Origin of the sequence: Desulfovibrio sp. (genome assembly GCF_041907885.1) — a bacterium.
In the GTDB taxonomy this organism is placed as follows: Bacteria; Desulfobacterota; Desulfovibrionia; order Desulfovibrionales; family Desulfovibrionaceae; genus Desulfovibrio.
In genome coordinates, this window is record NZ_JAYRGM010000003.1 from 107,368 (window position 1) to 130,039 (window position 22,672).

13 protein-coding genes are annotated in these 22,672 nt (G+C 57.7%); 5 read left to right on the top strand and 8 right to left on the bottom strand.

Going from position 1 to position 22,672, the window contains the following annotated elements; all coding sequences use genetic code 11:
* Positions 1-9: 9 nt before the first annotated feature.
* The 5 genes from ACE3NW_RS03180 to ACE3NW_RS03200 form a co-directional block, all read right to left on the bottom strand.
* Positions 10-561 (bottom strand): DUF2148 domain-containing protein, encoded by a 552-nt coding sequence (locus tag ACE3NW_RS03180; RefSeq protein WP_374280283.1) that lies wholly within the window; start codon positions 559-561, stop codon positions 10-12.
* A gap of 1 nt (position 562) precedes the next feature.
* Positions 563-1,504, bottom strand: a complete 942-nt coding sequence (locus ACE3NW_RS03185; protein WP_374280285.1) for a chromate resistance protein ChrB domain-containing protein — start codon at positions 1,502-1,504, stop codon at positions 563-565.
* A 148-nt stretch (positions 1,505-1,652) separates the two neighbouring features.
* Positions 1,653-3,443, bottom strand: a complete 1,791-nt coding sequence (locus ACE3NW_RS03190) for a methyl-accepting chemotaxis protein (protein WP_374280287.1) — start codon at positions 3,441-3,443, stop codon at positions 1,653-1,655.
* A gap of 560 nt (positions 3,444-4,003) precedes the next feature.
* Complete coding sequence (locus tag ACE3NW_RS03195; protein ID WP_374280289.1) at positions 4,004-6,169, bottom strand: bifunctional (p)ppGpp synthetase/guanosine-3',5'-bis(diphosphate) 3'-pyrophosphohydrolase; 2,166 nt, start codon at positions 6,167-6,169, stop codon at positions 4,004-4,006.
* A gap of 233 nt (positions 6,170-6,402) precedes the next feature.
* Positions 6,403-7,986 carry a peptide-binding protein gene (locus ACE3NW_RS03200; RefSeq protein ID WP_374280473.1) on the bottom strand — a complete coding sequence of 528 codons (1,584 nt, stop codon included), beginning with the start codon at positions 7,984-7,986 and terminating at the stop codon, positions 6,403-6,405.
* 283 nt (positions 7,987-8,269) lie between these two features.
* Here ACE3NW_RS03200 and ACE3NW_RS03205 point away from each other — a divergent pair, with 283 nt between their 5' ends.
* Complete coding sequence (locus ACE3NW_RS03205; protein WP_374280291.1) at positions 8,270-11,533, top strand: SNF2-related protein; 3,264 nt, start codon at positions 8,270-8,272, stop codon at positions 11,531-11,533.
* 146 nt (positions 11,534-11,679) lie between these two features.
* Here ACE3NW_RS03205 and ACE3NW_RS03210 read toward each other — a convergent pair whose 3' ends face one another.
* Positions 11,680-14,196 (bottom strand): tetratricopeptide repeat protein, encoded by a 2,517-nt coding sequence (locus tag ACE3NW_RS03210; protein WP_374280293.1) that lies wholly within the window; start codon positions 14,194-14,196, stop codon positions 11,680-11,682.
* A gap of 291 nt (positions 14,197-14,487) precedes the next feature.
* On the opposite strand from ACE3NW_RS03210, the gene ACE3NW_RS03215 reads away from it, so the two are divergent.
* The 4 genes from ACE3NW_RS03215 (at position 14,488) to ACE3NW_RS03230 (ending at position 18,033) form a co-directional block, all read left to right on the top strand.
* On the top strand, positions 14,488-15,114 hold the full coding sequence (locus tag ACE3NW_RS03215; RefSeq protein ID WP_374280295.1) for an MBL fold metallo-hydrolase: 627 nt from the start codon (positions 14,488-14,490) through the stop codon (positions 15,112-15,114).
* Positions 15,111-15,833: a flavodoxin family protein gene (locus ACE3NW_RS03220; RefSeq protein WP_374280297.1), complete on the top strand. Its 723-nt coding sequence runs from the start codon at positions 15,111-15,113 to the stop codon at positions 15,831-15,833. Before ACE3NW_RS03215 ends, ACE3NW_RS03220 begins: the two co-directional genes overlap by 4 nt.
* A 250-nt stretch (positions 15,834-16,083) precedes the next feature.
* A complete protein-coding gene (locus ACE3NW_RS03225; RefSeq protein WP_374280299.1) occupies positions 16,084-16,746 on the top strand; it encodes a ComF family protein in 663 nt (220 codons plus the stop codon).
* 165 nt (positions 16,747-16,911) lie between these two features.
* Positions 16,912-18,033: a DUF4198 domain-containing protein gene (locus tag ACE3NW_RS03230; RefSeq protein WP_374280301.1), complete on the top strand. Its 1,122-nt coding sequence runs from the start codon at positions 16,912-16,914 to the stop codon at positions 18,031-18,033.
* Between the two features lie 849 nt (positions 18,034-18,882).
* On the opposite strand, the gene ACE3NW_RS03235 is transcribed toward ACE3NW_RS03230, so the two are convergent.
* Together ACE3NW_RS03235 and ACE3NW_RS03240 are read right to left on the bottom strand one after the other, a co-directional pair.
* Positions 18,883-20,244, bottom strand: a complete 1,362-nt coding sequence (locus tag ACE3NW_RS03235) for a sigma-54-dependent transcriptional regulator (protein ID WP_374280303.1) — start codon at positions 20,242-20,244, stop codon at positions 18,883-18,885.
* Positions 20,245-20,317: 73 nt separating this feature from the next.
* Positions 20,318-22,378 carry a nitrogen regulation protein NR(II) gene (locus tag ACE3NW_RS03240; RefSeq protein ID WP_374280305.1) on the bottom strand — a complete coding sequence of 687 codons (2,061 nt, stop codon included), beginning with the start codon at positions 22,376-22,378 and terminating at the stop codon, positions 20,318-20,320.
* Positions 22,379-22,672: the final 294 nt, after the last annotated feature.

The following is a 22,672-nucleotide window of genomic DNA, read 5'->3' on the forward strand; positions in this document are numbered from 1 at the left end:
TGATATTGTCTAATGCTTGGGCGCTGCCCGGTCGAAGAAAATGGATTTGCCGTAAAAGCCCACGGGGATGCCCATGACAACCTCTGCATCAATAAGGCCCAGATGTTTTGCCGCTGCGCCAACCCGCTGCTGAATGCGGTTATCGAGATTGAGCAGGCTGGCAGTTTTGGCAGCAGCAACCAAGGCCGCGCCCACGTCCATCATGCGCAGGGCGCAATAGGGGCCAGAGTAGCCCATCTCTTTTTCATCCAGCTGCCGTTTTTTCATAAATTCCGTGCAGGTGGGGTAACCACAAGCGCCGCAGTCATAGCCGCCACAAGCGCTGTTTTTCAACCCCACCAGAACCAAAGCCTGACACTTTTCTATATTGGCAGCATCGCGCAGCCAAAAAGCCTCGTTGGTGCTCCTGGGCGCATAGTCCTTCATGGTCTGAGCAATATTTTTCAAATCCTCTGCCATGTGGATCACGCCGATTTCCAAAAAATCCTTGCCGCCCGCCTTGGGGGCGGTGCGGGCAGAGGCGGCCATAAGCTGCGCAACATGGATTGCCGTGTCTTTCATTCTATGCTCCTGTAAGTGCGGTTGGGGTGTACGAGGCAAGCAGGGTGTCAAAAAACGCAAGAGCCTGCTCTGTGCGCGCATAATCATCTGTATTGGCTGCAACCAGCCCGTCGAGCATGCGTTTGACGCCGTGGGTTTCAACCGGGGCGGCATCCAGCTCTTCAAGGTCAATGGCCTTGATGACCTCGCACATTCTTTGCGGAACCTGTGCAGCAAGTCCAAAGGCAACGACAAGCACCTCAAAGGTGATAAGCCCGCCCACATGCGTAAAATCAGCCTTGGCCATATCAAAACTCACTATATCCGGCCCGGCAGGAACAGGCGCCGACTCTTGCAAAAACACAATACGCGGGGCCGGATCAATAAACCGCTTTACCAGCCAGAATGAAGCAAGCCTGTCTACATATGGATTTGCGCGGGTTACCCAGTTTTTTTGACAGTAAAGCGCGGCATCTGCCTGCGGCACAACAGCATGCCCCTCAACCGGTGCTTGTTGCGCTTCATCCAGCATTTTTTGCAGGCTTGCCCCCTTGCCACTGGGGAAAAAGTCGATGGCACGCAGGGTATCCAGGCGTTTTTCAAGCTTGCGCAGTGTTATTACCCGCTCCTGCGAATCGGCCCCTGCAAGCACAGCGCGAATCTCCTCGCCGAGATCCCTAAAATCTTCATCACGCGCCTTGGTAAAGCTGGCCGCAATCTGCGAATCTGTCATGTTCAGCAGAGCACCGTTGGCAATGACCAGCGATTCCCCACCCTGCTCGTCTGTTTCCTTGCCCATCCACACAAGCTGCTCTTGTATTTGCTCGTTGACGGGCAGCACATAGACAGAATTTTTAATTTGCACAGCGCCCATGGCATTGAGTTTGCGCCAAATTTTAACGCGAAACCCCTGAAGCCGGGCCGGGACAGAAAACGAGAAGAAGAACCATTTTTTGTTACTCATATAACTTTTTTAGCTATAATCATAACATTGTCAACTCCAAATTTGAATTTGCGCGCAAAGCTACAAGCAACAGGCTGAATAGTAAGTGAATAATAAAAAAGGCCACCCCAAGGGGTGGCCTGTCTGTCAGAGAACATACTTGCTTGTGTCAGCTCTGGTTCTTCATGTCACCAATGAGGTGCTGAAGCGCCTGCGATTGTTCGGCCAGATCAGCAACGGCTCTGGCGGCCTGCTCCATGGCCTGTGCCGTTTCGGCCGAAATTGTGGCCACCTGCTCCACAGAGCGGTTGATTTCTTCGCTGGCGGCAGACTGCTCTTCGCTGGCGGCAGACTGCTCTTCGCTGGCGGTGGCAATGGACTGCACCTGATCATTCACCAGCTGCACACACTCAAGAATATTTTTCAACGACTCGCCCGACTGCACCGAAAGCCTGGTGGCCGCCTCAATGGATTCGCCCGTGTGCTCGACGCTTTGAATGTTCTTGCGTGTGCCTTCCTGAATTTCCTTGATTGCGCGGCCCACTTCCTGTGTTGCGGTCATGGTTTTTTCTGCCAGCTTGCGCACTTCGTCGGCCACCACGGCAAAACCACGGCCAGCATCGCCCGCACGGGCAGCCTCAATGGCGGCATTGAGCGCAAGCAGGTTGGTCTGGTCGGCAATGTCGGCAATAACACCCATCACCTGCCCGATGCTCTCCGCCTGTTTGCCAAGTGCGTCCATATCCTGCTTGAGGGCCAGCGACTGCGAGTGTACCGTTGTTATGCCTTTTACGGCATCGTTCACTATCTGCGCACCTTCAATGGCCTGCTTTCGGGCATTGTTTGAAACATCCGCCGCCTGTTGGGCGTTTTTGGCCACCTCAAGCACGGTGGCGTTCATTTGCTCCATGGCAGTTGCGGTTTCGCGCACCCGGCCAGACTGCTCATCTGCGCCACGGCTTGATTGTTCTATCTGGGCCGAGAGTTCTTCTGATGCAGAGCTGACAATTTGCACCACGCCTTCAAGCTGGTGCGCAGCCTGAAGCATGCCCTCGGCCTTGGCGCGTTCGGCCTGGCGGCGGGCTTCTTCTGCCTCGGCGGTGGCCTTTTGGGCACGGGCCGATTCTTCCCTGGCCTCGCTGCTTTTTTGGTCAGCCTCTGCAATCTTGCCTTTGAGCGTTGCCACCATCTGCTTCATGGCGCCAAAAACACCTATCTCTGGCCGCGCAGGGTTAAACCTTGCATCCAGATCTCCACCAGCTATCCGCAAGGCCAGATCGGCCAGCTCGGAAGGTTCGTCGCCAAGCTGACGCAGCATGTTGCGCGAAATGACAAAGCCCAGGCCGAGCCCCACAAGAACAGACAAAACCACGCCCGCAATGGTGATCATTCTGGCGGTATCATAATCCTTTGCACTTTTATCACTCAGATCCTGCGCAAAGGCCATTTTTCTCTCGCCAATTTCCTGCAACAGGTCAGCCAGCCTTTTGGCCGAATCCCGCCCTGTGGTGGATGACAAGGCCTGTGCTTTTTCATTCATTGCCGGGTCGGTTGAGCTGCCCAGCTCCACAATCTTGTTGTGTACGGTGCGCCATTCGCCAAGCTGGCTATTGAGCTGGGCGAGCAACTGCCGCGCAGCCTCTGTGATAAAATAGCGCGGTAGTTCGTTTAAAAGCTTGTCCAGCGCCACGTACTCTTTTTGCAAATTGTTTACAGCAATACGGTTACCTTCTTCAGTTGTGCTGATAATCAGATTTTTTTCTTCGCGAATAACCCGCAAAATTTCTATATTGACAACTCGAACAATATTCAGCCCTTTCATGTGCATGGCATTCAAGTCTTCAACGTCAACCGCAAGCCTGCTCAGCCTGCTTACGCCAAACATTCCGATAATCACGGTAAAAAGGCACAAAAGCAAACTCAGGCCAGACAACTTCTGCATCGTTGAAATTTTCAACATAACTTCATCCTCTTTCAGGATTAGTAAGGGAAAAATGCGTTAATGCGCACGTTTTTTGCAACCTTCATATTGCATAATACGTACATGATGTAAATTTGTTTAGGGTATTTTGATTATTTTTCTTCACGATACTTACATAGTTTTTTGATAATCAATGCATTTTACTTTTGTTATAAGATAATATTACTGTCAATGACAGCGATATTTGCATAAATCCAGAATACACAATATTCCTTGTATACAGATATTCATCAAAGTAATCACGAATAAAACTATCTTTGTTATACATATACTAGAATTTACAGATTGCCCCCTGTTACTGCTATATCTGCCCGTTCTGTGTAAAATATCACAAATAAGTTTTAGCCTCCCTTATGCACTCTCTTCTAAAATACAAGTATACCAATGCCTGCATGCACCACAAAAAAATAACCGCCAGATTTTACAGAACAATCATCCGCCATTTCGCAAAAAAACCGGCCGCCCCTGAAGGCAAGCCGGTTTGTACCAAATGTTTTCGGGTTGCGGCATTTACGCCGCAGTGGGTGGCAACAACATATCTACGAGGCGTCGGCCTCGGTATCGCGCACAACCTCAAAAATGGAAGGCAGCACGCGTATGGCTTCGATAAGCTGATACAGCTGGGTGGCATCGCGTACTTCAACAATAATTCGCAGTTTGGCGCGGCCGTCCACCTGAGTATCCATGTTCAGACCAATGATATTCACCCCGTTGCGGGCCACGATCTCAGAAACCTTGGCCAGCACGCCCTGCTCGTTTTTGGCAATAATGAATATGCCTGCGGCGTAGGGTTTTTCTTCCATGCCGTCCCAGTGTACAGAAATAAGCCGCTCGGGCTCCATGTTGGCAACATTGGGGCAGTCTGCACGGTGTACGCTGATACCAAGGCCACGGCTGATGTAGCCGATGATGGGATCACCCGGCACAGGGTTACAGCACTTGGCAAAGCGCATGAGCACACCGTCCACGCCAGAGATGCCCACGCCTTCGCCCTTGCGCGATGCGGCCTCCTTGCTCTCCTTTACCGTGGGCGTAGCCGGTTCGGCAGCGGTGGCGGCCTCTGGATGCAGCACGGCGTACAGCTTGTTGAGCACCTTGCGCGGCGTGGTGTGGGCATAGCCCACGGCAGCCACAAGGTCATCCACGCTGTCAAAATTCATATCCTGAGCCACAATGGCCAGGTGGCCATCCTTGGTGGCCCTGCCCACGTTAAGGCTGACCTTGCGGCCTTCCTTTTCAAGCAGGTCGCGGCCCAGGGCCACGGCATGGGCGCGTTCTTCGGTACGCAGATAGTGCTGGATACGGCTGCGCGCCTTGGCTGTTTTAACAATCTTAAGCCAGTCGCGGTTGGGATTGCGCGCAGGATCGGTAAGAATTTCGACCACGTCGCCGTTTTTCAGCTCTGTGCCAAGGGGCATGAGGCGGCCGTTGATTTTTGCGCCGCTGCAATGCTGGCCCACCTTGGTGTGGATGACAAAGGCAAAATCCAGCGGGGTTGCGCCCTCTGGCAGTTCCTTTACATCGCCAGCGGGGGTGTAGATATACACCTCGTCCTTGAACAGATCCATCTTGAGCGAATGCATGAACTCGCGGGAATCTGTTTCTTCACTCTGGCGCTCAAAAATTTCGCGCAGCCAGGCAAACTGCTCAAGATCCTTGCTGTTGACGCGGCCCTTTTCCTTGTACAGCCAGTGCGCGGCCACGCCGTGCTCGGCCTGCCGGTGCATGTCTTCGGTGCGTATCTGAATTTCAATACGCTCGCCTTCCGGCCCGATAACCGTGGTGTGCAGGCTCTGGTAGCCGTTGGTCTTGGGCATGGAAATATAGTCTTTAAAGCGCCCGTGTACGGGCCGCCACTGCGAATGCACAAGACCAAGCGCGGCGTAACAGTCCTTGATATCCTTTACCAGCACACGAAAGGCCATGATGTCGTGCATCTCGTCCAGAGTCATGGACTGGGCCTGCATCTTTTTGTAGATGCTGTGCTTGTGCTTGATACGCCCGTAAACCTGGCCTTCTATGCCGTTTGATTCCAGCAGATCCTGAATCAGCCCCACAACCTTGCCGATGATCTGCTTTTCCACAACCTGATGGTTGTCCAGCCAGTGCTCGATCTGGTTGTAGATGTCGGGGCGCATGTATTTGAAGCTCAGGTCTTCCAGGTCGCGCTTCATCACGTACAGGCCCAGCCGGTTGGCCAGGGGTGCGTAGATGTCCATGGTTTCCTGGGCGATGCGCTTCTGCTTGTGGCTTTTCTGAAAATCAAGGGTGCGCATGTTGTGCAGGCGGTCGGCCAGCTTGACCATGAGAACCCGCATGTCGTGGCTCATGGCCAGAATCATTTTGCGGATGTTCTCTGCCTGGGCTTCTTCCTTGTTTTCAAAGGTGATCTGGCTGATCTTGGTGACGCCGTCCACAATGTCGGCCACTTCTTCGCCAAAATTTTCGTCCAGCTCTTCAATGGTGGCCTTGGTGTCTTCCACGGTATCGTGCAGCAGACCGGCAGATATGGTGGGTTCGTCAAAACCCATCTCGGCAAGTATGCTGGCCACCGCCAAGGGGTGGGAAAGGTAAGGCTCGCCCGAAAGGCGGGTTTGACCCGCATGGGCTGTGGCCGCAAACACATACGCCCGCTGGATCAGCTCCAGATCGGCGTTGGGATTGCCTGCCGAAACCTTATCGAGAATTTCCTGAATACGAATCATGCGTAACATCCACCCACAGCGTAAAATAATCTTTTCACCACTTCTGCAACTATGTTCCGACAAGAGCGGCCTTGTCAACGCCGCACAGCGGCCAATGGCACGCAAACAGCCGCGCACACACCGCCCGGCAGCCGCCAGCTGGGGGCAAGGGAGTGGTGCGCGTTCTGTTCCTGGGCCTTTGGCCCGCAACGCGGTTGAGCAGGTTATTACCGGTCAGAACTGGACAAACATAGTTATGGCTGCATTTGTGACTTCTGCAACTCTTTGGGAATCCACCATTTTTCAAAATTATACATAATGCCCGCCAGCGCCGGTTCTATACCCTGAAAACGCCGCTGCACCACCGGCAGGGCATAGGGCACAAACAGAAAACAGTACGGCTGGTCGGCCTCAAAAATTTCCTGAATCCGATAATACAGCGCGGCCCTTTTTTTCTGGTCTGGCGTTGACTGGGCCTCTTCAAGCAGCTTGTCCACTTCGGGGTTGCGATAGTGCGTAAAATTCAGGCCGCCCTCAAAGGTCTGCGACGAATGCCACACCGAATAGAGGTCGGGGTCTTGCGGAATTGTCCAGCCCAGCAGCACGGCATCAAAGCGCCCCTTGTTGACAAATTCGCGGATAAAGGCCGCCCACTCCACCGTGCGTATGCGCACGTCTATGCCGATGGCCTTGAGCTGCGACTGCATGACCGTGGCCGTGAGGATGCGCTGCTCGTTGCCCTGGTTGGTCAAAATGGTAAAGGCCAGGGGCAGGCCGTCGCGGTCAAGCATGCCATCGCCGTTGTGGTCGGCAAAACCAGCCTCTGCCAGCAGGGCGCGGGCGGCGGCAATATTCTGTGCCATGGGCTTGAGGCCGGTGTGGTACGGCCACGAACCGGGCTTGAACGGCCCAAAAGCCGGAACCCCCTGCCCCAGCAGCACGCCGTTGATGATGCCCTCGCGGTCTATTGCCATGGAAATGGCACGCCGCACGCGCACATCCTTAAAAAACGGATGCTCAAGGTTGAAGCCAAGAAAAATATACACCGAGGCCAGATACCTGAACTTGTGAAACCTGTTCTGCCACTCTGGGCCAGAGGTTTGCCGCAGATATTGCAAGGGTGAAAGATCCATCACATCCAGCCTGCCCGCGCGTGTTTCCATAAACATGGTGGCGTTGTCGGGTATGATTCTGTACACCACTTCGTCTATGTGCGGCTTGCCTGCAAAATATGTGGGCGAGGCCGTAAGCACCATGCGGCTGCCCGGCTCCCACGATTTGAGGCGGTACGGCCCTGCCCCCAGGGGCTTGCGGGCAAAGGGCGTGGTGCGGATATTCTGCCCCTCCAGAATGTGCTTGGGCAAAATGGGGTTCATCCAGGTAGAAACCGCGCGCGCAAAAAACTGCTCGTACTGCACTTCAAAGGTGTAGCGGTCGATGACGCGCAGCTCCTTGATGCGCAAAAAATCTTCGGCATAGGGGCTGCCGGTGGCCGGGTCTGCCGCCAGCTTGCAGGTAAAGGCCACGTCTTCTGCCGTAAGTTCTTGCCCGTCTTCCCACAGGATGCCCTTGCGCAGGGTAAAGCGCATGCGCTTGCCCTCGTCCTCCATGCTCCACGATTCAGCCGCCCAGGGCTCTGGCTGCAAATCCTTGTTGTAGCGCAGGGGCGCAACATACAAAAGCTCGGCCACCTCATGCGAGGCAGAATCGGAGGTAAGGTAGGGAATGAGGTTTGAGGCCTCGCCAATGGTACCAAAAAAGATGCTGCCACCCTCTGCCGGTGGGCCGGCCTGGGGTGGTGTATTTTGGGGCGAAACCCCGCCCGATTCTTCGGGCAGATCACCGGGCACAGCGGCATGCAGGGCAGTTGCCCCCCCAAAAAAGAGACACAGCGACAAAATAAAGCAAAAAAAATTCACTTTTTTTGCGTAAAAAACCCTGTCGCGGCAGTATGATATTGAGTCCAACATATTGATTGAGCGCTCAAAATTTATTTTTTTCATAAAAGTCACGGTTCATATTGCTTTCGCCCCCCTACCTGTGCTATTTATCGCAAACGTCATAACATCTCTCCGTTTCTGGAATTTTCCAGAAATTTCAGCGGAGTATTTTGGGGAACCCATGAGTCGATCTGAACAGAGCGTTGTGCGCGAAATGTGCCAAGCTTTTCTGCACGATAGCGTGCCGGAATACATTCGCGACGCAGCCTACTATATCCTGTCCGAAGGTGAGGTGCAAAAAATAAATATTCAGGAGGGCGAGACCTGGGACGTGCAAGGCGTTATCCAGGGCGATGACCTACAGGTCTACACGCCAAGCCTGAGCCTCACCATCACGGACCGCAGCACTCGCCACCAGTGCAACTGCTCGGACGCGTTCACAGGCATTTGCCGCCATGTGGCCGCTCTCGCTTTACGCCTGGTGGAAGAACTGCGCAAGGAACAGGGAGACCCGGAAGAAACCCCGCCCCCAAGCACAGACTGGAAACAGAGCTTCCGCAATTTTTTTTCCACCGATATGGAGCCCGAACCAGGCCGCCATTATCTCATATTTCGCTTTGAGCCGGAACAGGGCCGACTGCTGGTTTCCTTTTTCCGTGGCAGGCAGAACAAGTCGGGCCTTTCAAGCGTACACAACGAGGTAACGCTTGAGCAGATCATCCAGAACCCCGACTGGTGCGAATTTTCGCCGCAATTGCCGCATGTTGCCCGCCAGATAGGCCAGCACCTCGATTATTACGGCCACCGGGTTGAAATTCCGCAAGGTCTGACCTCGTGGTTTTTCTGGTCTGTGCGCAAAGAATATTATCTGCTGTGGAAGGATACGGACAAACCCTGCCGTATCGAAAGCACGCCCTTTGCCCTCAAGCTCAAACCCATCCTTGACGATTCGGGCTTTCGCTTTGAGGTGCTGCTCAAGCGCGAGGGCCGCCCCCCCCTGCCCATACGCGCAGGCCGCACCAACCCCGGCGACCGCAACCAGCCCGAAAGCACGTCTCCCGAAGACGCGCCCATCACCTTTCACGGGCAAATGCCCCTGTGGGTCTGCTATCAGCACAATTTTTACCCGGTGCAGACGGGCCTGTACCCCTCGCTGGTGCGCAACCTCATTTACGAACGCCCCGTTGTGCCGCACGAAGAAATCTCTGAATTTCTCGACCGCGTGTGGACGCGCCTGCCCGCCTCCGAGCTTTACGAACCACAGCAGTTTCTCAAGCTCATGGAGCCGGTGTTCCAGCCTGCCACCTATAATCCCAAGCTGTTCCTCGATGAGGAAGGCAGCCTGCTGACGCTGGAAATCGACAATATCTACGAAACGCGCCACGGCGAATTTACGCTCAACGGGCCCAACCCCGACTTTCAGACCGGCAGCTACACATTTGAAGGGCAGACCTATCTGGTGCGCCGCCACCAGGACGAAGAAGCCCAGCTGATGAACGAGCTGAGCGGCATGGATTTTCAGGCCCGTTCCAGCAAGCTGTGGTTCCTTGAGCCAGAAGAAGCCATCGCCTTTCTGCTCGACTCGTACCCCAAGCTGATCGAAAACTACCGCGTCTATGGCGAAAAAGCCCTCTCGCGCTACAAGGTGCGCACGGCTTCTTCCAACATTACAGCCGAGGTGGTCAGCAACGAGAAGGAAAAGTGGTTTTCGCTCGACATCAACGTGGAATACGAGGGCCAAAGCCTGCCTCTGGAAAAAATTTGGAAGGCCTGGACCCGTGGCAAGCGCTATGTGCAGCTAAAAGACGGCTCGTACACCAGCCTGCCCGAAGCCTGGCTTGAAAAGCTCTCGCACAAGCTCACGGCCCTGGGGCTCGACCCCTCAAAGCCCCCGCAGCAAAAGTTCAAGCAGTTTGAAGCCCCGGTGCTCGACAGCCTGCTTGAAGATCTGCCCGGCGCGGCTACGGACTCGTTCTGGAACAATCTGCGCGAAAAAATCCGCTCGTTCCGCGAGGTGCGGCCCATTACGCCGCCCAAGGCGCTCAATGCCAATCTGCGCAGCTATCAGGTGCAGGGGCTCTCGTACCTCAACTTCCTGTCAGAATACGGCTTTGGCGGTATTCTCGCCGACGAAATGGGCCTTGGCAAAACCGTGCAGACGCTGGCCTTTATCCAGCACATGATTGACGTACACCACGACGGGCCAAACCTTATCGTGGTTCCCACCTCTGTGCTGCCCAACTGGGAGCGCGAAGCGGAAAAGTTTGTCCCCGGCCTCAAGCGGCTCACCATCTACGGTACGCGCCGCGAGGGCATGTTCAAGCATATCTCCAGCTCTGATCTTATCATCACCACCTACGCGCTTTTGCGGCGCGATCTGGAAGAAATGGAGAAGTACGAGTTCAATACCGTTATTCTTGACGAAGCCCAGAACATCAAGAACCCCAATACCATCACAGCCCGCGCCGTGCGCCGCATCAATGCCCGCATGCGCCTGTGCCTTTCGGGCACGCCCATTGAAAACAACCTGTTCGAGCTGTGGTCGCTGTTCGAGTTCCTCATGCCGGGCTTTCTGGGTTCGCAGCACGCCTTTCAGCGTGGCATCGTCAAACCCATCAAGGACGGCGACGCCGAAACGCTCGACTATCTGCGCACCCGCGTGCGGCCCTTTATTCTGCGCCGTACCAAGGCCGAGGTGGCCAAGGATCTGCCGCCCAAGGTGGAAAGCGTTACCTGCTGCGCCCTCGAAGACGCACAGGCAGAACTGTACGCAGCCCTGGCACGCAAGCTGCGCGCCCAGGTGCTGGCCGATGTGGACGAAAAAGGCCTTGCCAAAAGCCAGATGTCCATTCTCGATGCCCTGCTCAAGCTGCGCCAGATCTGCTGCCACCCGCGCCTGCTCAAACTCGACATGCCGGGCTTTTCCAACAACCTGCCTTCGGGCAAGTTCGATGCCTTCAAAGATATGATCATGGAAATCGTGGAAGGCGGCCACAAGGTGCTGGTGTTCTCGCAGTTTGTGCAGATGCTGCAAATCATCAAGCAGTGGCTGGAATTTTCGCAGATTCCCTTCTGCTACCTCGACGGCGCGAGCAAGGACCGCTTCGATCAGGTGGACAAATTCAACAATACCCCGGAAATTCCCATCTTCCTTATCTCGCTCAAGGCGGGTGGCACGGGCCTCAACCTTACCTCGGCAGACTACGTTATCCACTACGACCCGTGGTGGAACCCGGCAGTGGAAAGTCAGGCCACCGACCGTACCCACCGCATCGGCCAGACGCGGCAGGTATTTTCGTACAAGCTCATCTGCCAGAATACGGTGGAAGAAAAGATACTCAAGTTGCAGGAAGCCAAGCGCGGCGTGGCCGAGGCCATTATTCCCGGCCAGGACACCTGGAAGTCGCTTACGCGTGAAGACCTGGAAATGCTCTTTGACGTGTAGCTTCAGGCAATCCGTACTACAGTAAAAAAGCAGGGCCATCTGGTGACAGGGGGCCCTGCTTGCGTTGTGACAGAAAATCTGGCCGCAAAAAACCGCCCACGGGGGGCAGTTTTAAAACCTTGCAAGCAGGCAAAAACAGTCTGTGTCTATGAAAGTACGGCCTTGGCCTCGGCCACGCGGGCTTCTTCTTCCCGCCCAAGCTTGCGCAGGGCGCGGGCAAGGGCCTGCCACGCCTCTGGCCTGTCATGCAGACCGGCGCTTTTGCGGGCCAGCAGCTCGGCCATGGCGGGGTCTTCGTTGCTGTCCAGATAGATATTGGCCAGCATAAGCATGGAGGCTGCATCCTGCGGATTACGCACCAGGGCCTCGTGCAGCAGCTCGCGGGCCTCGCTGCCCTTGCGCTGGCGCACTGCCACCCGGGCCAGATGCCTGCGGGCCAGGCTGGGCGCGCCGGGGCGCGCGTCCTCAAGAGCGGCGGCCTTTTCATAAAACCGCCGGGCTTCGGCCCTTCTGCCGCCCAGTTCGCACAGCTGCCCCAGCCGGATGTGGGCAAACTGGTGATCTGGCGAAATTTTTACGCACTGGCGATAGTACTGCGCGGCGGCCCGCCTTTCGCCCAAGCTCTGGCAGACAGTACCCAGATTGTAGTAAATCTGCTGGGCCAGGGCGGTATCCGGCCCGTGGCGCAGGGCTTCCATAAAATGCCGCCGGGCTTCGTGCTGCCGCCCCAGTGCCGCCATGCACACGCCCAGAGAATTCCAGGCCATGGCGTTGGCCTCGTCGGCCAGCAGGGCGAGCTTGTATTCCTCAACAGCGCCAAAAACATCACCAAGGCTGTAGCGACGGTCGGCGCTGATGTTGAGTGCCAGCGAATTGCACACGCCCACCTTGGGATCTGGCAGCAAAAGAGCGTACTCCAGAGCCTTGAGGGCGCATTCGGGCATCTCTGCCCGGCTGAACTGCAAAAAGGGATAGCCCGCCAGACCTGCGGCAGCCTGAAACCCACGGCTGATCAGCTCGTTGCACACCTGCTGGTACAGGGAAACAAGCGTGTGGGCGTCCACATCGGGGTGAAAAAACACCAGGCTGTTGCTGCCGTAGCGGCCAGCAAGGGGTTGGCCCACGGCCTGCGGCAGCGCCTGCCCTGTCCCGCCTTCCACATGCTCGGCCTGCGCCTTTTCAAGCGCCGCACGCCAGATACCCAACGCTGTTTCCACAAGCCCTTGCAGACTGGTGACCTCATGGGCCCCATCCAGCAAGGCCGGGTCGGCAGCGCATGGCTCAAGCCGCAGCAGGCACAGGGCAAAACGGCTGCGTCTTTCGGCCTCCACGCCAAAACGGTTCAAAAAATCACCGTGGCCGCACAGCCCCCCCGCGCATTGGGGCTGTGGCGCTGCCCCGTCAGCAGCGGTGGCCCCATCGCTTTTTGACCGTGCGGTGGCCGCTGCGGGCCTGAGACCGCCAGAAAATTCGTGTTCGTCAAGGTCAGGACTCAACACCGGGGTTTCACCAAGCAGGGTAAGCCTGTCGCCCACTTCGGGCTGACAGGTTACATCCTCAAGGTGCATGACCTCGGCCACAGAATCCGTATCGCGCGCGTGCAGCAGCACCAGCTCGCCCTTGTAGCGCGCAGCCCCGCTCTCGGCCCGGCCCCACAGGGCAAAGCGCATACCCTCCCGTGCCTTGGCCTGACGCCCAAGGCTCAGCCGCAAACGGCCCAGCGGCAGAGATTCCAGCACCATGCCGCCCTCTTGCAATATGCGCGCAAAGGGCATGATGCGGCTTTCCACGGCATCGGCTCCATCTGCCTCCTGCCCAGCCACGTCGGCGGCCAGCCGCGCGCGGTTCATGCACATGCGCGCCTGATCGTGCATGGCAATGCGCAGTTCCGTACCCTGCATGTCCTGCGGGTACAGGGCATGCCCGGCACACAGACGTGGACGCACAACCTTGGTCATTACGGGATAGGGCATGCGCACCGCTTCCATGCGCGTAAGGGCGGCCCTGGCCAGCTTGTGGCATGCGCCGCGCCCGCTGGCGGGAAAAAGCAGGGCAATTTCCCAGCGTCCCACACGGGCTGCCAGCACATCCGAGGGCAGGGCCTCGCGGCAGGCATCGGCAAGAGCCTTGAGATACCTCTCCGCAAAGGCATGACCGCCGCTCTGCACCACCGAATCGCCGTTGGCAAGCCGCAGCAGCACAAGGCCCATGCACAGCCAGTGCAGGGGGGCGGGGCCGCTTTCTTCCGCGCCGGGCTCCTCAAGGTAGGCCCGCAGCCTCTCTGCGGCGTCTTCCATGTGGGCAAAAAGGGCCTGCTCTGTGGCAAGGCCTGTCACCGCATCGGTGCGCATGGCCTTGGCCCTGGCAAGATTTTCCAGCCCCAGGGCAACAATGGCGGGCAAAAAAGGCAGCAAGGGCCGCGCTTCGCGCGCCCTTACCCCATGCAGCATAAATACGCCCAGCAAACGATTTTCCCGCAGCAGCGGCAGCAGCAGCCGGCGCTCACGCGTCAAGAGCTGGGGTTCGGCAGACGCGGGGCTGGTGGGAAAATACAGGGCGTGTCCCGAAAAGGACAAAAATGAAGACAGTTGTTCACACAACAGGCCTTCCATTTCCATAAGGTCTTCACGCGCGAGATCGAGCGGCGGGCTGTTTTTTTGCATCTTTAAATTGTAGTGTGGCACGCGCCGGTTGTCTAGAAAATTTCAAGACTACCTACCCGCCTTTTGCACCGCCCGCGCGCTTGCCACGGGCGTCGCGGTACTGCGGCTTGATTTTGCCCCTCTGTCCGGCTATCGGTCTTGAGGAAGGGCAAAAAAAATTTGCCGCAGCGGCGTTACAGCCCTGTCACATACTTGCCTGTAAAAACCATCCACGATAGACTATCCAAAGTCGTAATTTGTGCATGCAATCACACATTGCGCGCCTGATATCGACAAACCAAAGGAATTTTTATGCCTGTTGCCACCTTTCCCCTCGGCCCCTTGCAGACCAACAGCTACCTTCTCCACAGCGGCAAACAGGCTATTGCCGTGGACGTGGGCGGCGAACCGGAACCCATGCTCGAATACCTGACCACGCACGGGCTCACCCTGGCGGCCATCTGCATCACCCACCGGCATTTTGACCACGTTTACGGCGTGGCCGAGCTACAGCAAGCAACAGGAGCTCCCGTTTATATCAGCGCCGACGACGACTGCCTTGCAGACACCGAATCCGCCCAGGGCGGCCTGTGGGGATTCCCCTCGGTAACCCCCTACACGGCCCAGCCCATTGCCATGGGCAACACCAGTTTTGGCGGTATGGCCTGCGAGGTTTTGGCCACCCCAGGGCATACCCCTGGCGGCGTTTCGCTGTTTTTCCCGGCAGAAAATCTGGTTTTTACAGGCGACGCGCTGTTTTACCGCTCCATTGGCCGCACCGATTTTCCCGGTGGCGACCACGAGGGCCTGCTGCGGTCAGTGTCACAGGTGCTCTTTGCCCTGCCGGAAGACACCGTTGTGTATCCTGGGCACGGTCCTTCCACCACCATTGGCGACGAGAAAAAAAGCAACCCTTTTTGCGGTGAATTCACTCTATGAGCAAAATTCTTGTGCTTCAGTGCAGCCCCCATGCGGGCGGCGTGTCCGATTCTGTGGCCGACCTTTTTGCAAAAGGCATGGCCGAAGCGGGTGCAGACCTGCGCACTGTTGCCCTGCGTGATTATGCTTTTTCGCCCTGTACGGGCTGCGGGGCCTGCTTCAGACCGCCGCACAACTGCGTTCTGGCCGGGCATCCCCTTCCCGGCCAGAACGGCCAGTGCCCTGTAATGGATCAGGCCGAAGAAGTTTTTCAGCTCATGGCCGAAGCACAACTGATCATGATTTCTTCCCCCATTTATTTTTACTTTCTGCCCGCGCACTTCAAGGCGCTAATCGACAGAACGCAGCGCTTCTGGGCCAAGCGGGGGGGCGAAGATCGCGTGCCCCTGCCGCTCTCGCGCGCCAAGCCCGTGCTTGTGGCCATGACCGCTGGCAGACGGCGCGGCAACCTTCTGTTTTCGGGCTCGCTGCTTTCACTCAAATACTTTCTGGCGCCGCTGGATGCTGGCATGCGCGAAACGCGCCTGCTGCGCGGGCTGGAATCTCTCAAGGATCTGCACGAGCGCCCTGCTGTCATGGCGGCCCTGCACGCCTGGGGGCATGACTGGGGCCACAGGCTCGCCACAGAAAATGCCCAGGAAAATGCCGCAAATTCTGCTATCTACGAACTGCCACAGCCGCTGACTTCAACACTTGCCCCTGAAAGTGCAAATTCCTGACCCTGCGCGCTTGCCTTCCTCGTGCAAGACTGTGCGGCCCACCGGCAAGGCAAAACCGCCTTCACAGCAGAAATCCGGCATAATTTCTGGTCTGGCCACAGCCATGGCCGCAGGCCTGACACGCCTCCAACACCGGCTTGGGCTGGCGCAAAACCGCTGTGTACACTGCCTGCGCCCTTTTTCGCCCACGCTGCCGCACTGGCCATCAGCGCCCGCGCAGGGCGGGCAACACCTCACGCATCCTCGCCCCATGTCTCTTGCAGACACACTTGCACACGCTCCGCTCTGCCCCGATTGCACAGCCCTGCTCACCCCTTACACCGGGCCGCGCTGCCCCCGCTGCGGGCTGCCCCCTGCCAACCCGGACGAAGGCAATGTTGTGTGCGGCGCCTGCCTGCAAAATCCCCCGCCCTGGAGCGCCGTGGCTTTTCACGGTCTTTATCGCGAATCACTGCGGCACATTCTGCTGCGGCTCAAATTTGACGGCCATTTGTACCTCGCCCCCCTGCTTGGTGGCTTCATGCTGGAATCCGTGTCCTGCCTGCCCTGGCCGGACGTGATAACCGCCGTGCCGCAGCACCCAGACCATCTGCGGCACAGGGGATACAATCAGGCGCATGAGCTGGCAAAAATTCTGCACAACTACACTGGTGTGCCCCTGGCAACACAGCTGCTCTCGCGCCCGGTTCCCGGCAAGGAACAGGCGCGCCTTGGTGCCAGGGCCAGGCGCAGCAACGTGCAACACAGCTTTAACGCCTCGACGGAGGCCAGCGGCCTGCACGTATGGCTGGTGGACGACGTGATGACAACGGGCAGCACCATGGCCGCAGCCACCAAGGCCCTGCTTGCGGGCGGCGTCACGCGGGTGGATGCAGTATTTGTCGCCAGAACACCGCGCAACACTCCAAATTGACGGTAAAAATCACAATTTTAGCGGCTCTATGACACAAGCACCACATGACAAGCCCATGCTCTTGAGCTATACACAGGACACATACACACGCGCCTGTACGTTCGCTGTACAAAAACAGGATTTTCCCGCCCATTCCACGGGATGCAGGCGCAGCCAGGAGTATTCATGCCCAGCGCACACCGAGCCTGTCATCTGGGGTTTTTTCAGCACAATAATGCAGCTGTAGCAGCGCTATGGGCATTTTTATCCTGCCTGCTTTTTGCCGCCAGTGCGCAGGCGCAGGTAACCCTGCTTGTACCCAGTCAACCCAGCGTTGAAGCCCCCGCCCCTCGCCAAAAGGCTGATGCCCCGGCCAAAAAAGAGGAAAAAAAGGACGAAAAACGCCCGCAGGATGCCAAAAACCCAGCCGACATTGCCGCCAAACAGCCGGAACAGGCCGGAGCAGAAGGCAAGTCTGGCACCAATGGCGAAGCTGCGCAGGCCGAGGCATCTGCCAAAGCAGACCAGCCCCAAACTGCGGCACAATCTGCGGCCCAGTCTGCGGCACAATCTGCCGCGCAGGCCCCTGCCGAACCACAGATAAACGAAGAACTTGACGTTCTTATAACCATGCTGCGCCCCTTTCAGTACGAAGGGCTGGTTATGGATATGCCGCAAATGTTCGCCGTGCTACGCTACGACAGCACAACCCCCGTCAAGGACGGCGTAGCCCAGCCAGAACGGCGCGACCTTTTGGGTGACCTGGAAGAAATCCGCTACCTGAACCAAAAAGCCTGGGGAGCCAACGTGGCCCTCACCAAGCCGGGGCTCTATCAGTTTATCATCGAGGGCCGCCCCTGGTGGGACGCAGCTCACGGGCGCTATTTGCAGCACTACGTAAAAACCACACTGCCCGTTTACGGCGTTGAGCGCGGCTGGAGCCTGCCCGTGGGGCAGCGCTTTGAAATCGTGCCCCTCTCCCGCCCCTTTGGCCTTACCGCACCTGCCATGTTTTCAGGAACAGTGCTCATGGACGGCAAGCCCCTTGCCGCCGCCTCTGTGCGCATGGCCCGCATCAATACAGAAAAACGCACAGTGCCGACCTCGTGGCACGAAGACATCGCCGCACGCACCAACAACAAGGGCGAATTTTCCTTTGTGCTCAACCAGCCCGGCTGGTGGTGCTGCATGGCCAGTATTCCCGGTGATCCGCTCAAGGGGCCCGATGGACAGCCCAAGCCGCTGCAAATGGGCACGCTGTTCTGGCTCTATGTGGACAGTCTTTCAAGTGAAACGCGCAAGCGCTAACTGCTGACAGATTTCGACCATCCCCGGCTACGTTGCAATGTGGCCGGGGATTTTTGCGTTTATGAGCCTGCGCGGCGCGAGGGCTATTTTAGCGGCTCTTTTAGCGTGGTACGGTAGTGATCCTTTGATTTTTCTGCCCTGCGGGCGCGGGGTTTCGCCGTCCGGCGAAGTTTGGGACGCCTGCGCGGCGCGCGGCAAGGTGGGGCCGGTTATGGGGCTGCGCCCCCTTCGCGGCCCCCCTTGCATCCCCCCCGAAGCACCCCCCAAGAGCGTTTTCAATTTCCGCAACCTTGCGAGGGCACGCGTCTTGCGCTGCGGGAGCTTCCCTCACTCGCTACGCTCATTCAGGTGATCTCCCTCCGCGACGCGTAAATGCCAGAGCACGCTTCCGCTTTGAATAAAGTCCGTTTCAGCCAGCTACCGCAGTTCACTTTATTTACGACAAAAAATCTTTGCACCGGCCCGCACCACACAACGCACACGCTTCCTGCTTTTTGCTTCCCTCGTCTTTCTTGTGTGTCTGCCTTTCTACTTCTGCCTTCCTGCCTTTCACCGCCCGTCATCAAAAGCGGGTTGTGAAGTCACCTTCCTTAAACTCGCCGCAGCGAAGCGAAGGCGATGGCTGGTGTTAGACGAATTTGCAAAATACGCGTTTTTCGGCCTGAAAAGGAAGCGCCGGGATTTTGAGCGCAGCGTACTCAAGTACGTGAGCATCAAAATTCCGGCGCTGACGCATTCAGGGCGGAAAAGTCGGTTTTGTGTAAATGCGGCTGACAGGCTCTGCCCGCGTCACAAAGCCCTAGCCTGCCTTATTGCCTTTCCCCGCCGCCACCCACGCCAAACATACCACTACTTTCCGTCACCCAGCTTTGCCAGCAAAGTCTTGCGGTTGATGCCCAACCGCCGCGCCGCCTCACTCTTGTTGCCCCCCACCTGGGCCAGAGTATCCATAACCGCCAGCCGCTCAATCTCCTCCAGCGTCATGTTGGCAAAGTCCAGCCGCGCCGTTGCCACACCATCCGCCTCCTGCCCGCCAATGGTTGGCGGCAGCTCGCGCTCGCTGATATACTCCCCCACCAGCAAAACCACAGCCCGCTCCACGGCATTTTCCAGCTCACGCACATTGCCCGGCCACGGATGTTTCAGCAGGCGATCCATGGCCGTGGGCGTAAAACCCTTGACCGTCTTTCCGTTGCACTCGGCAAAAATCCTCATAAAATGCATGGCAAGCAGCGGGATATCCTCCCCCCGGTCGCGCAGGGGCGGCAGCTGCAAGGCCACCACATTGAGCCGGTAGTAGAGGTCTTGCCGAAAACGTCCCTCCTCCACCTCGCGGGCCAGATCCTTGTTGGTGGCCGCAAGAATGCGCACGTCCACCCGCACGGTCTGGTCGCCACCCACCCGCTGCAACTCACGCTCCTGAATGACACGCAGCAGCTTAACCTGCATGGAAAGGGGGATCTCGCCAATTTCATCCAAAAAAATTGTGCCCTTGTCTGCGGCGAGAAAACGCCCCTCGCGGCGCCTTTCCGCCCCGGTAAACGCGCCCTTTTCGTGCCCGAACAGTTCCGATTCCAGCAGCGTTTCGGTAAGAGCCGCACAGTTTACCGCCACATAGGGGCCGGTTCGGCGGTTGCTGTTGGCGTGGATAAGCCTGGCAACCACCTCCTTTCCCGTGCCGGATTCTCCCGTAACAAGCACGGTTGCCTCAGAGGGCGCAATGGCCGAAACAAGCTCCAGCACCTGCCGCATGGCCGGGCTTTGCCCTATGACATTGCGGGCGTCCATGCCCTGCGCCAGCTCGTGCCGCAAGGTGCGCACCTCATGCCGCAGACTGGCGTGGTCGAGCGCACGCTCAAGCGCAAGCTTGAGGGCGTCAAAAGCCAGAGGCTTGGTGAGGTAGTCGTATGCTCCGGCCTTCAGCGCCTCCACAGCGCTTGAAACATCCGAGTAGGCGGTCATGATAAGAATGGGGATGGCGGGATTATAAGCCTTGATGGCCCTTGTGGCCTCAATGCCGCTCATGCCCCCCATGCGCACATCCATGAGAAGAAGATCAAAGGGGCGCTGACGGCAAAGCTCAAGAGCTTCCTCGCCGCTGGCGGCCCCTGTGGGCGTGTATCCCCATTCTTCGAGCAGGGCACGCAGCATCTCGCGGTGGTTTCGGTCATCATCCACCACCAGCAACTGTATGGCGGTATTTGCAGTCATGATTCTATCCTCAAAAAATCTGCTATATCAGGCTGTTGGTGCAGATACAGGCAATAACTGGCGGGCAAGAAGCCTACCTGCCGCCATCCTGCGGCAAGGTAAGAGTGAATTCTGCGCCCTGCCCTGGGGCATTGCCCACGCTCACCCGCCCGCCGTGGCCCTCGGCAATCTGGTAAACTATGGCGAGCCCAAGGCCCGTTCCAGAAGGCTTTGTGGTGAAATAGGGCGTAAATATGGAGGCCTGAATCTCTGCCGGTATGCCCGGCCCCGTGTCGGCCACGGTTATGCTGAACAGGGCGTTGGGCAGGGTACGTGCCGATACGCGCAACGTACCGCCGCGCTCCATGGCCTGAACGGCGTTGAGAAAAAGATTCAGCAGCGCCTGGGTGAGCCGCTCCGGGCTGATCTTGACCACGGGGAAATCTGGCTCCATCTCCTGCACCACGGCTATGCCCTTGGCCTTGATATCTGCCTCGGCAAGGCGCAGGGCGCGTCCAATGATCTCGCCCAGGTCTGCCTGCACGGTTTCAAACGAACCGGGGCGCGCAAAATCGAGCAACTCGGAAACCACCCTGTCGAGACGCTCCACCTCGTCGATCATGCGCTGAGCGGCTTCTTCCTCCCGCCCGCCAAGGGGCATACGGCGGGCAATGTACAGGGCAACCCCCTTGATGGTGCTCAGAGGATTACGGATTTCGTGGGCAACACCCGCAGCCAGATGCCCAAGGGCGGCCAGCCGGTCATTGCGCTGGGCATCGGCCTGTAGGCGCTTCATCTCTGTGATATCACGCAGCACAAAAACATTACCAAGCAGCACGCCGTCCTCATTGCGCATGGCCGCACCGCCAATACTGACCACCAGCGGTCTGGCCCCGGCAACAGAGAGTGTTGTTTCCTGCTCCAGAATACGCGCTCCACCTGCCAGTTTTTTTGCAAGGCTGGCCCATTCCAGACCCGGCAAATCACCCAGTGGGCTGGCCCCGGAGGATGCCGATGCGCGGGCATGCCCGGCGCTGTCTGGCTGTGCTTCCTTGGCTTTGCCTGCGGCGGCATCGGCAGTGGATACCTCGTGACGCTGCTTGCCAAACATGCCCAGCGCCGTATCGTTGATCATGGCAATACGCCCGGCGGGATCGCTGATCACAAGCCCAAGCGGCAGGCTGGCCACAACTTCTGCGGCCATGGCCTGCTGATCGCGCAAAATGCGCCGCCAGCGCCGGGAATTGTGCATCCAGAACAGGGATACAAAGCCCGCCAGCCCCAAAGCCGCCGCCAGTGCGGCAGAAAGCAGATTTGTGCGGGCATCCTGCGCCAGGGCATCCTCAAAGGGGCGCGCGTCAAAGCCAACAAGGGCAACCCCCACCACCTGACGCGGGGCTTCCGGCCCAGGGCGGCCAGCAAGGGGGCCTCTGGGGGGCGGGCCATCGGGAAAGGCATCGCGAGGGTCCGGCTCGTCCGGGCCGCCCATCATGCCCATCATACCGCCGCCCATGCCTCCCATCATTCCAGCCATAGCGCCCATGCCGTGCGGGCCGTGGCCCATGTGCTGCCCGTGGGATCTGCTCAGAGGAGCAAAGGCCCGAAACACTTCAAAAACCTCTTGCCCATCGCGGTTGCGAACCCGCCACATGGGCCGGTCTGTAACCATGGACAGCGGCGGGATCTCGTGTTGCTGCACAACAATGGAAGCCCCGGCAGAGTCGCGGGCCAAATCTCTGGACAAATCTCTGGACTGTTCACGCGCGACGTCGGGCGGCAGGCCGGGCGGCAGATTATCGCCACTCTGGGCCAGTATGGCTCCGCTGGTATCGGTAACGGCCATATAGAGAATACCGGGCTGACGGGCTGTTTCAGACAGCAGGGGACGCAGCCCAAGCACCGCGCCGGGGCTGAGGCGCAGCCCGGTTCTGGTTCCGGCCTCCAGCGCCCAAATGAGCGCTTCGGCCCTGTCGGTAAGATTATGGATCATGAAAGCCCGTTCACGCTGGTTGCTGCGCACAGAAAGCCCGGCCAGCGTAAGCCCAAGAATAAGGGCCGCGCCAAGCAGCATCCAGGGCGAAAGGCCCATGCCCGACAAACGCCTCGAAAGACGGCGCGACAGGCGGCGAAAAAATGATGAGCGGGTAAAATTCATGGCAGGTTCCTCAACGGCGCAGCTTACTAGTTATGTATTTTTTACTCACTGCGCAAGCCCCCTGGTAAAAATGGGACAGCAAAATACCCGTATGAGTAAAAAATGGACAATCCACTGCATGTCTTACGCATGCCCCGCGCATCATCAAGTAAAATAATCCAATAATTTTCGTATATTACAAAAAATTGCAGCACTTGGCACACCCTTTGCCTATACAGTTGCAAATGGCGCTGAATAAACGCAGCAACCATCAGCAAAAACAAACAACAACTGACGGCGCAACGTCATTTATAG

Bases quoted from the DNA above. Each gene is read 5' to 3' on its own strand.
- ACE3NW_RS03180 (WP_374280283.1), bottom strand. From the start codon at position 561: ATGAAAGACACGGCAATCCATGTTGCGCAGCTTATGGCCGCCTCTGCC.
- ACE3NW_RS03185 (WP_374280285.1), bottom strand. From the start codon at position 1,504: ATGAGTAACAAAAAATGGTTCTTCTTCTCGTTTTCTGTCCCGGCCCGG.
- ACE3NW_RS03190 (WP_374280287.1), bottom strand. From the start codon at position 3,443: ATGTTGAAAATTTCAACGATGCAGAAGTTGTCTGGCCTGAGTTTGCTT.
- ACE3NW_RS03195 (WP_374280289.1), bottom strand. From the start codon at position 6,169: ATGATTCGTATTCAGGAAATTCTCGATAAGGTTTCGGCAGGCAATCCC.
- ACE3NW_RS03205 (WP_374280291.1), top strand. From the start codon at position 8,270: ATGAGTCGATCTGAACAGAGCGTTGTGCGCGAAATGTGCCAAGCTTTT.
- ACE3NW_RS03210 (WP_374280293.1), bottom strand. From the start codon at position 14,196: ATGCAAAAAAACAGCCCGCCGCTCGATCTCGCGCGTGAAGACCTTATG.
- ACE3NW_RS03215 (WP_374280295.1), top strand. From the start codon at position 14,488: ATGCCTGTTGCCACCTTTCCCCTCGGCCCCTTGCAGACCAACAGCTAC.
- ACE3NW_RS03220 (WP_374280297.1), top strand. From the start codon at position 15,111: ATGAGCAAAATTCTTGTGCTTCAGTGCAGCCCCCATGCGGGCGGCGTG.
- ACE3NW_RS03225 (WP_374280299.1), top strand. From the start codon at position 16,084: ATGTCTCTTGCAGACACACTTGCACACGCTCCGCTCTGCCCCGATTGC.
- ACE3NW_RS03230 (WP_374280301.1), top strand. From the start codon at position 16,912: ATGCCCAGCGCACACCGAGCCTGTCATCTGGGGTTTTTTCAGCACAAT.
- ACE3NW_RS03235 (WP_374280303.1), bottom strand. From the start codon at position 20,244: ATGACTGCAAATACCGCCATACAGTTGCTGGTGGTGGATGATGACCGA.
- ACE3NW_RS03240 (WP_374280305.1), bottom strand. From the start codon at position 22,378: ATGAATTTTACCCGCTCATCATTTTTTCGCCGCCTGTCGCGCCGTCTT.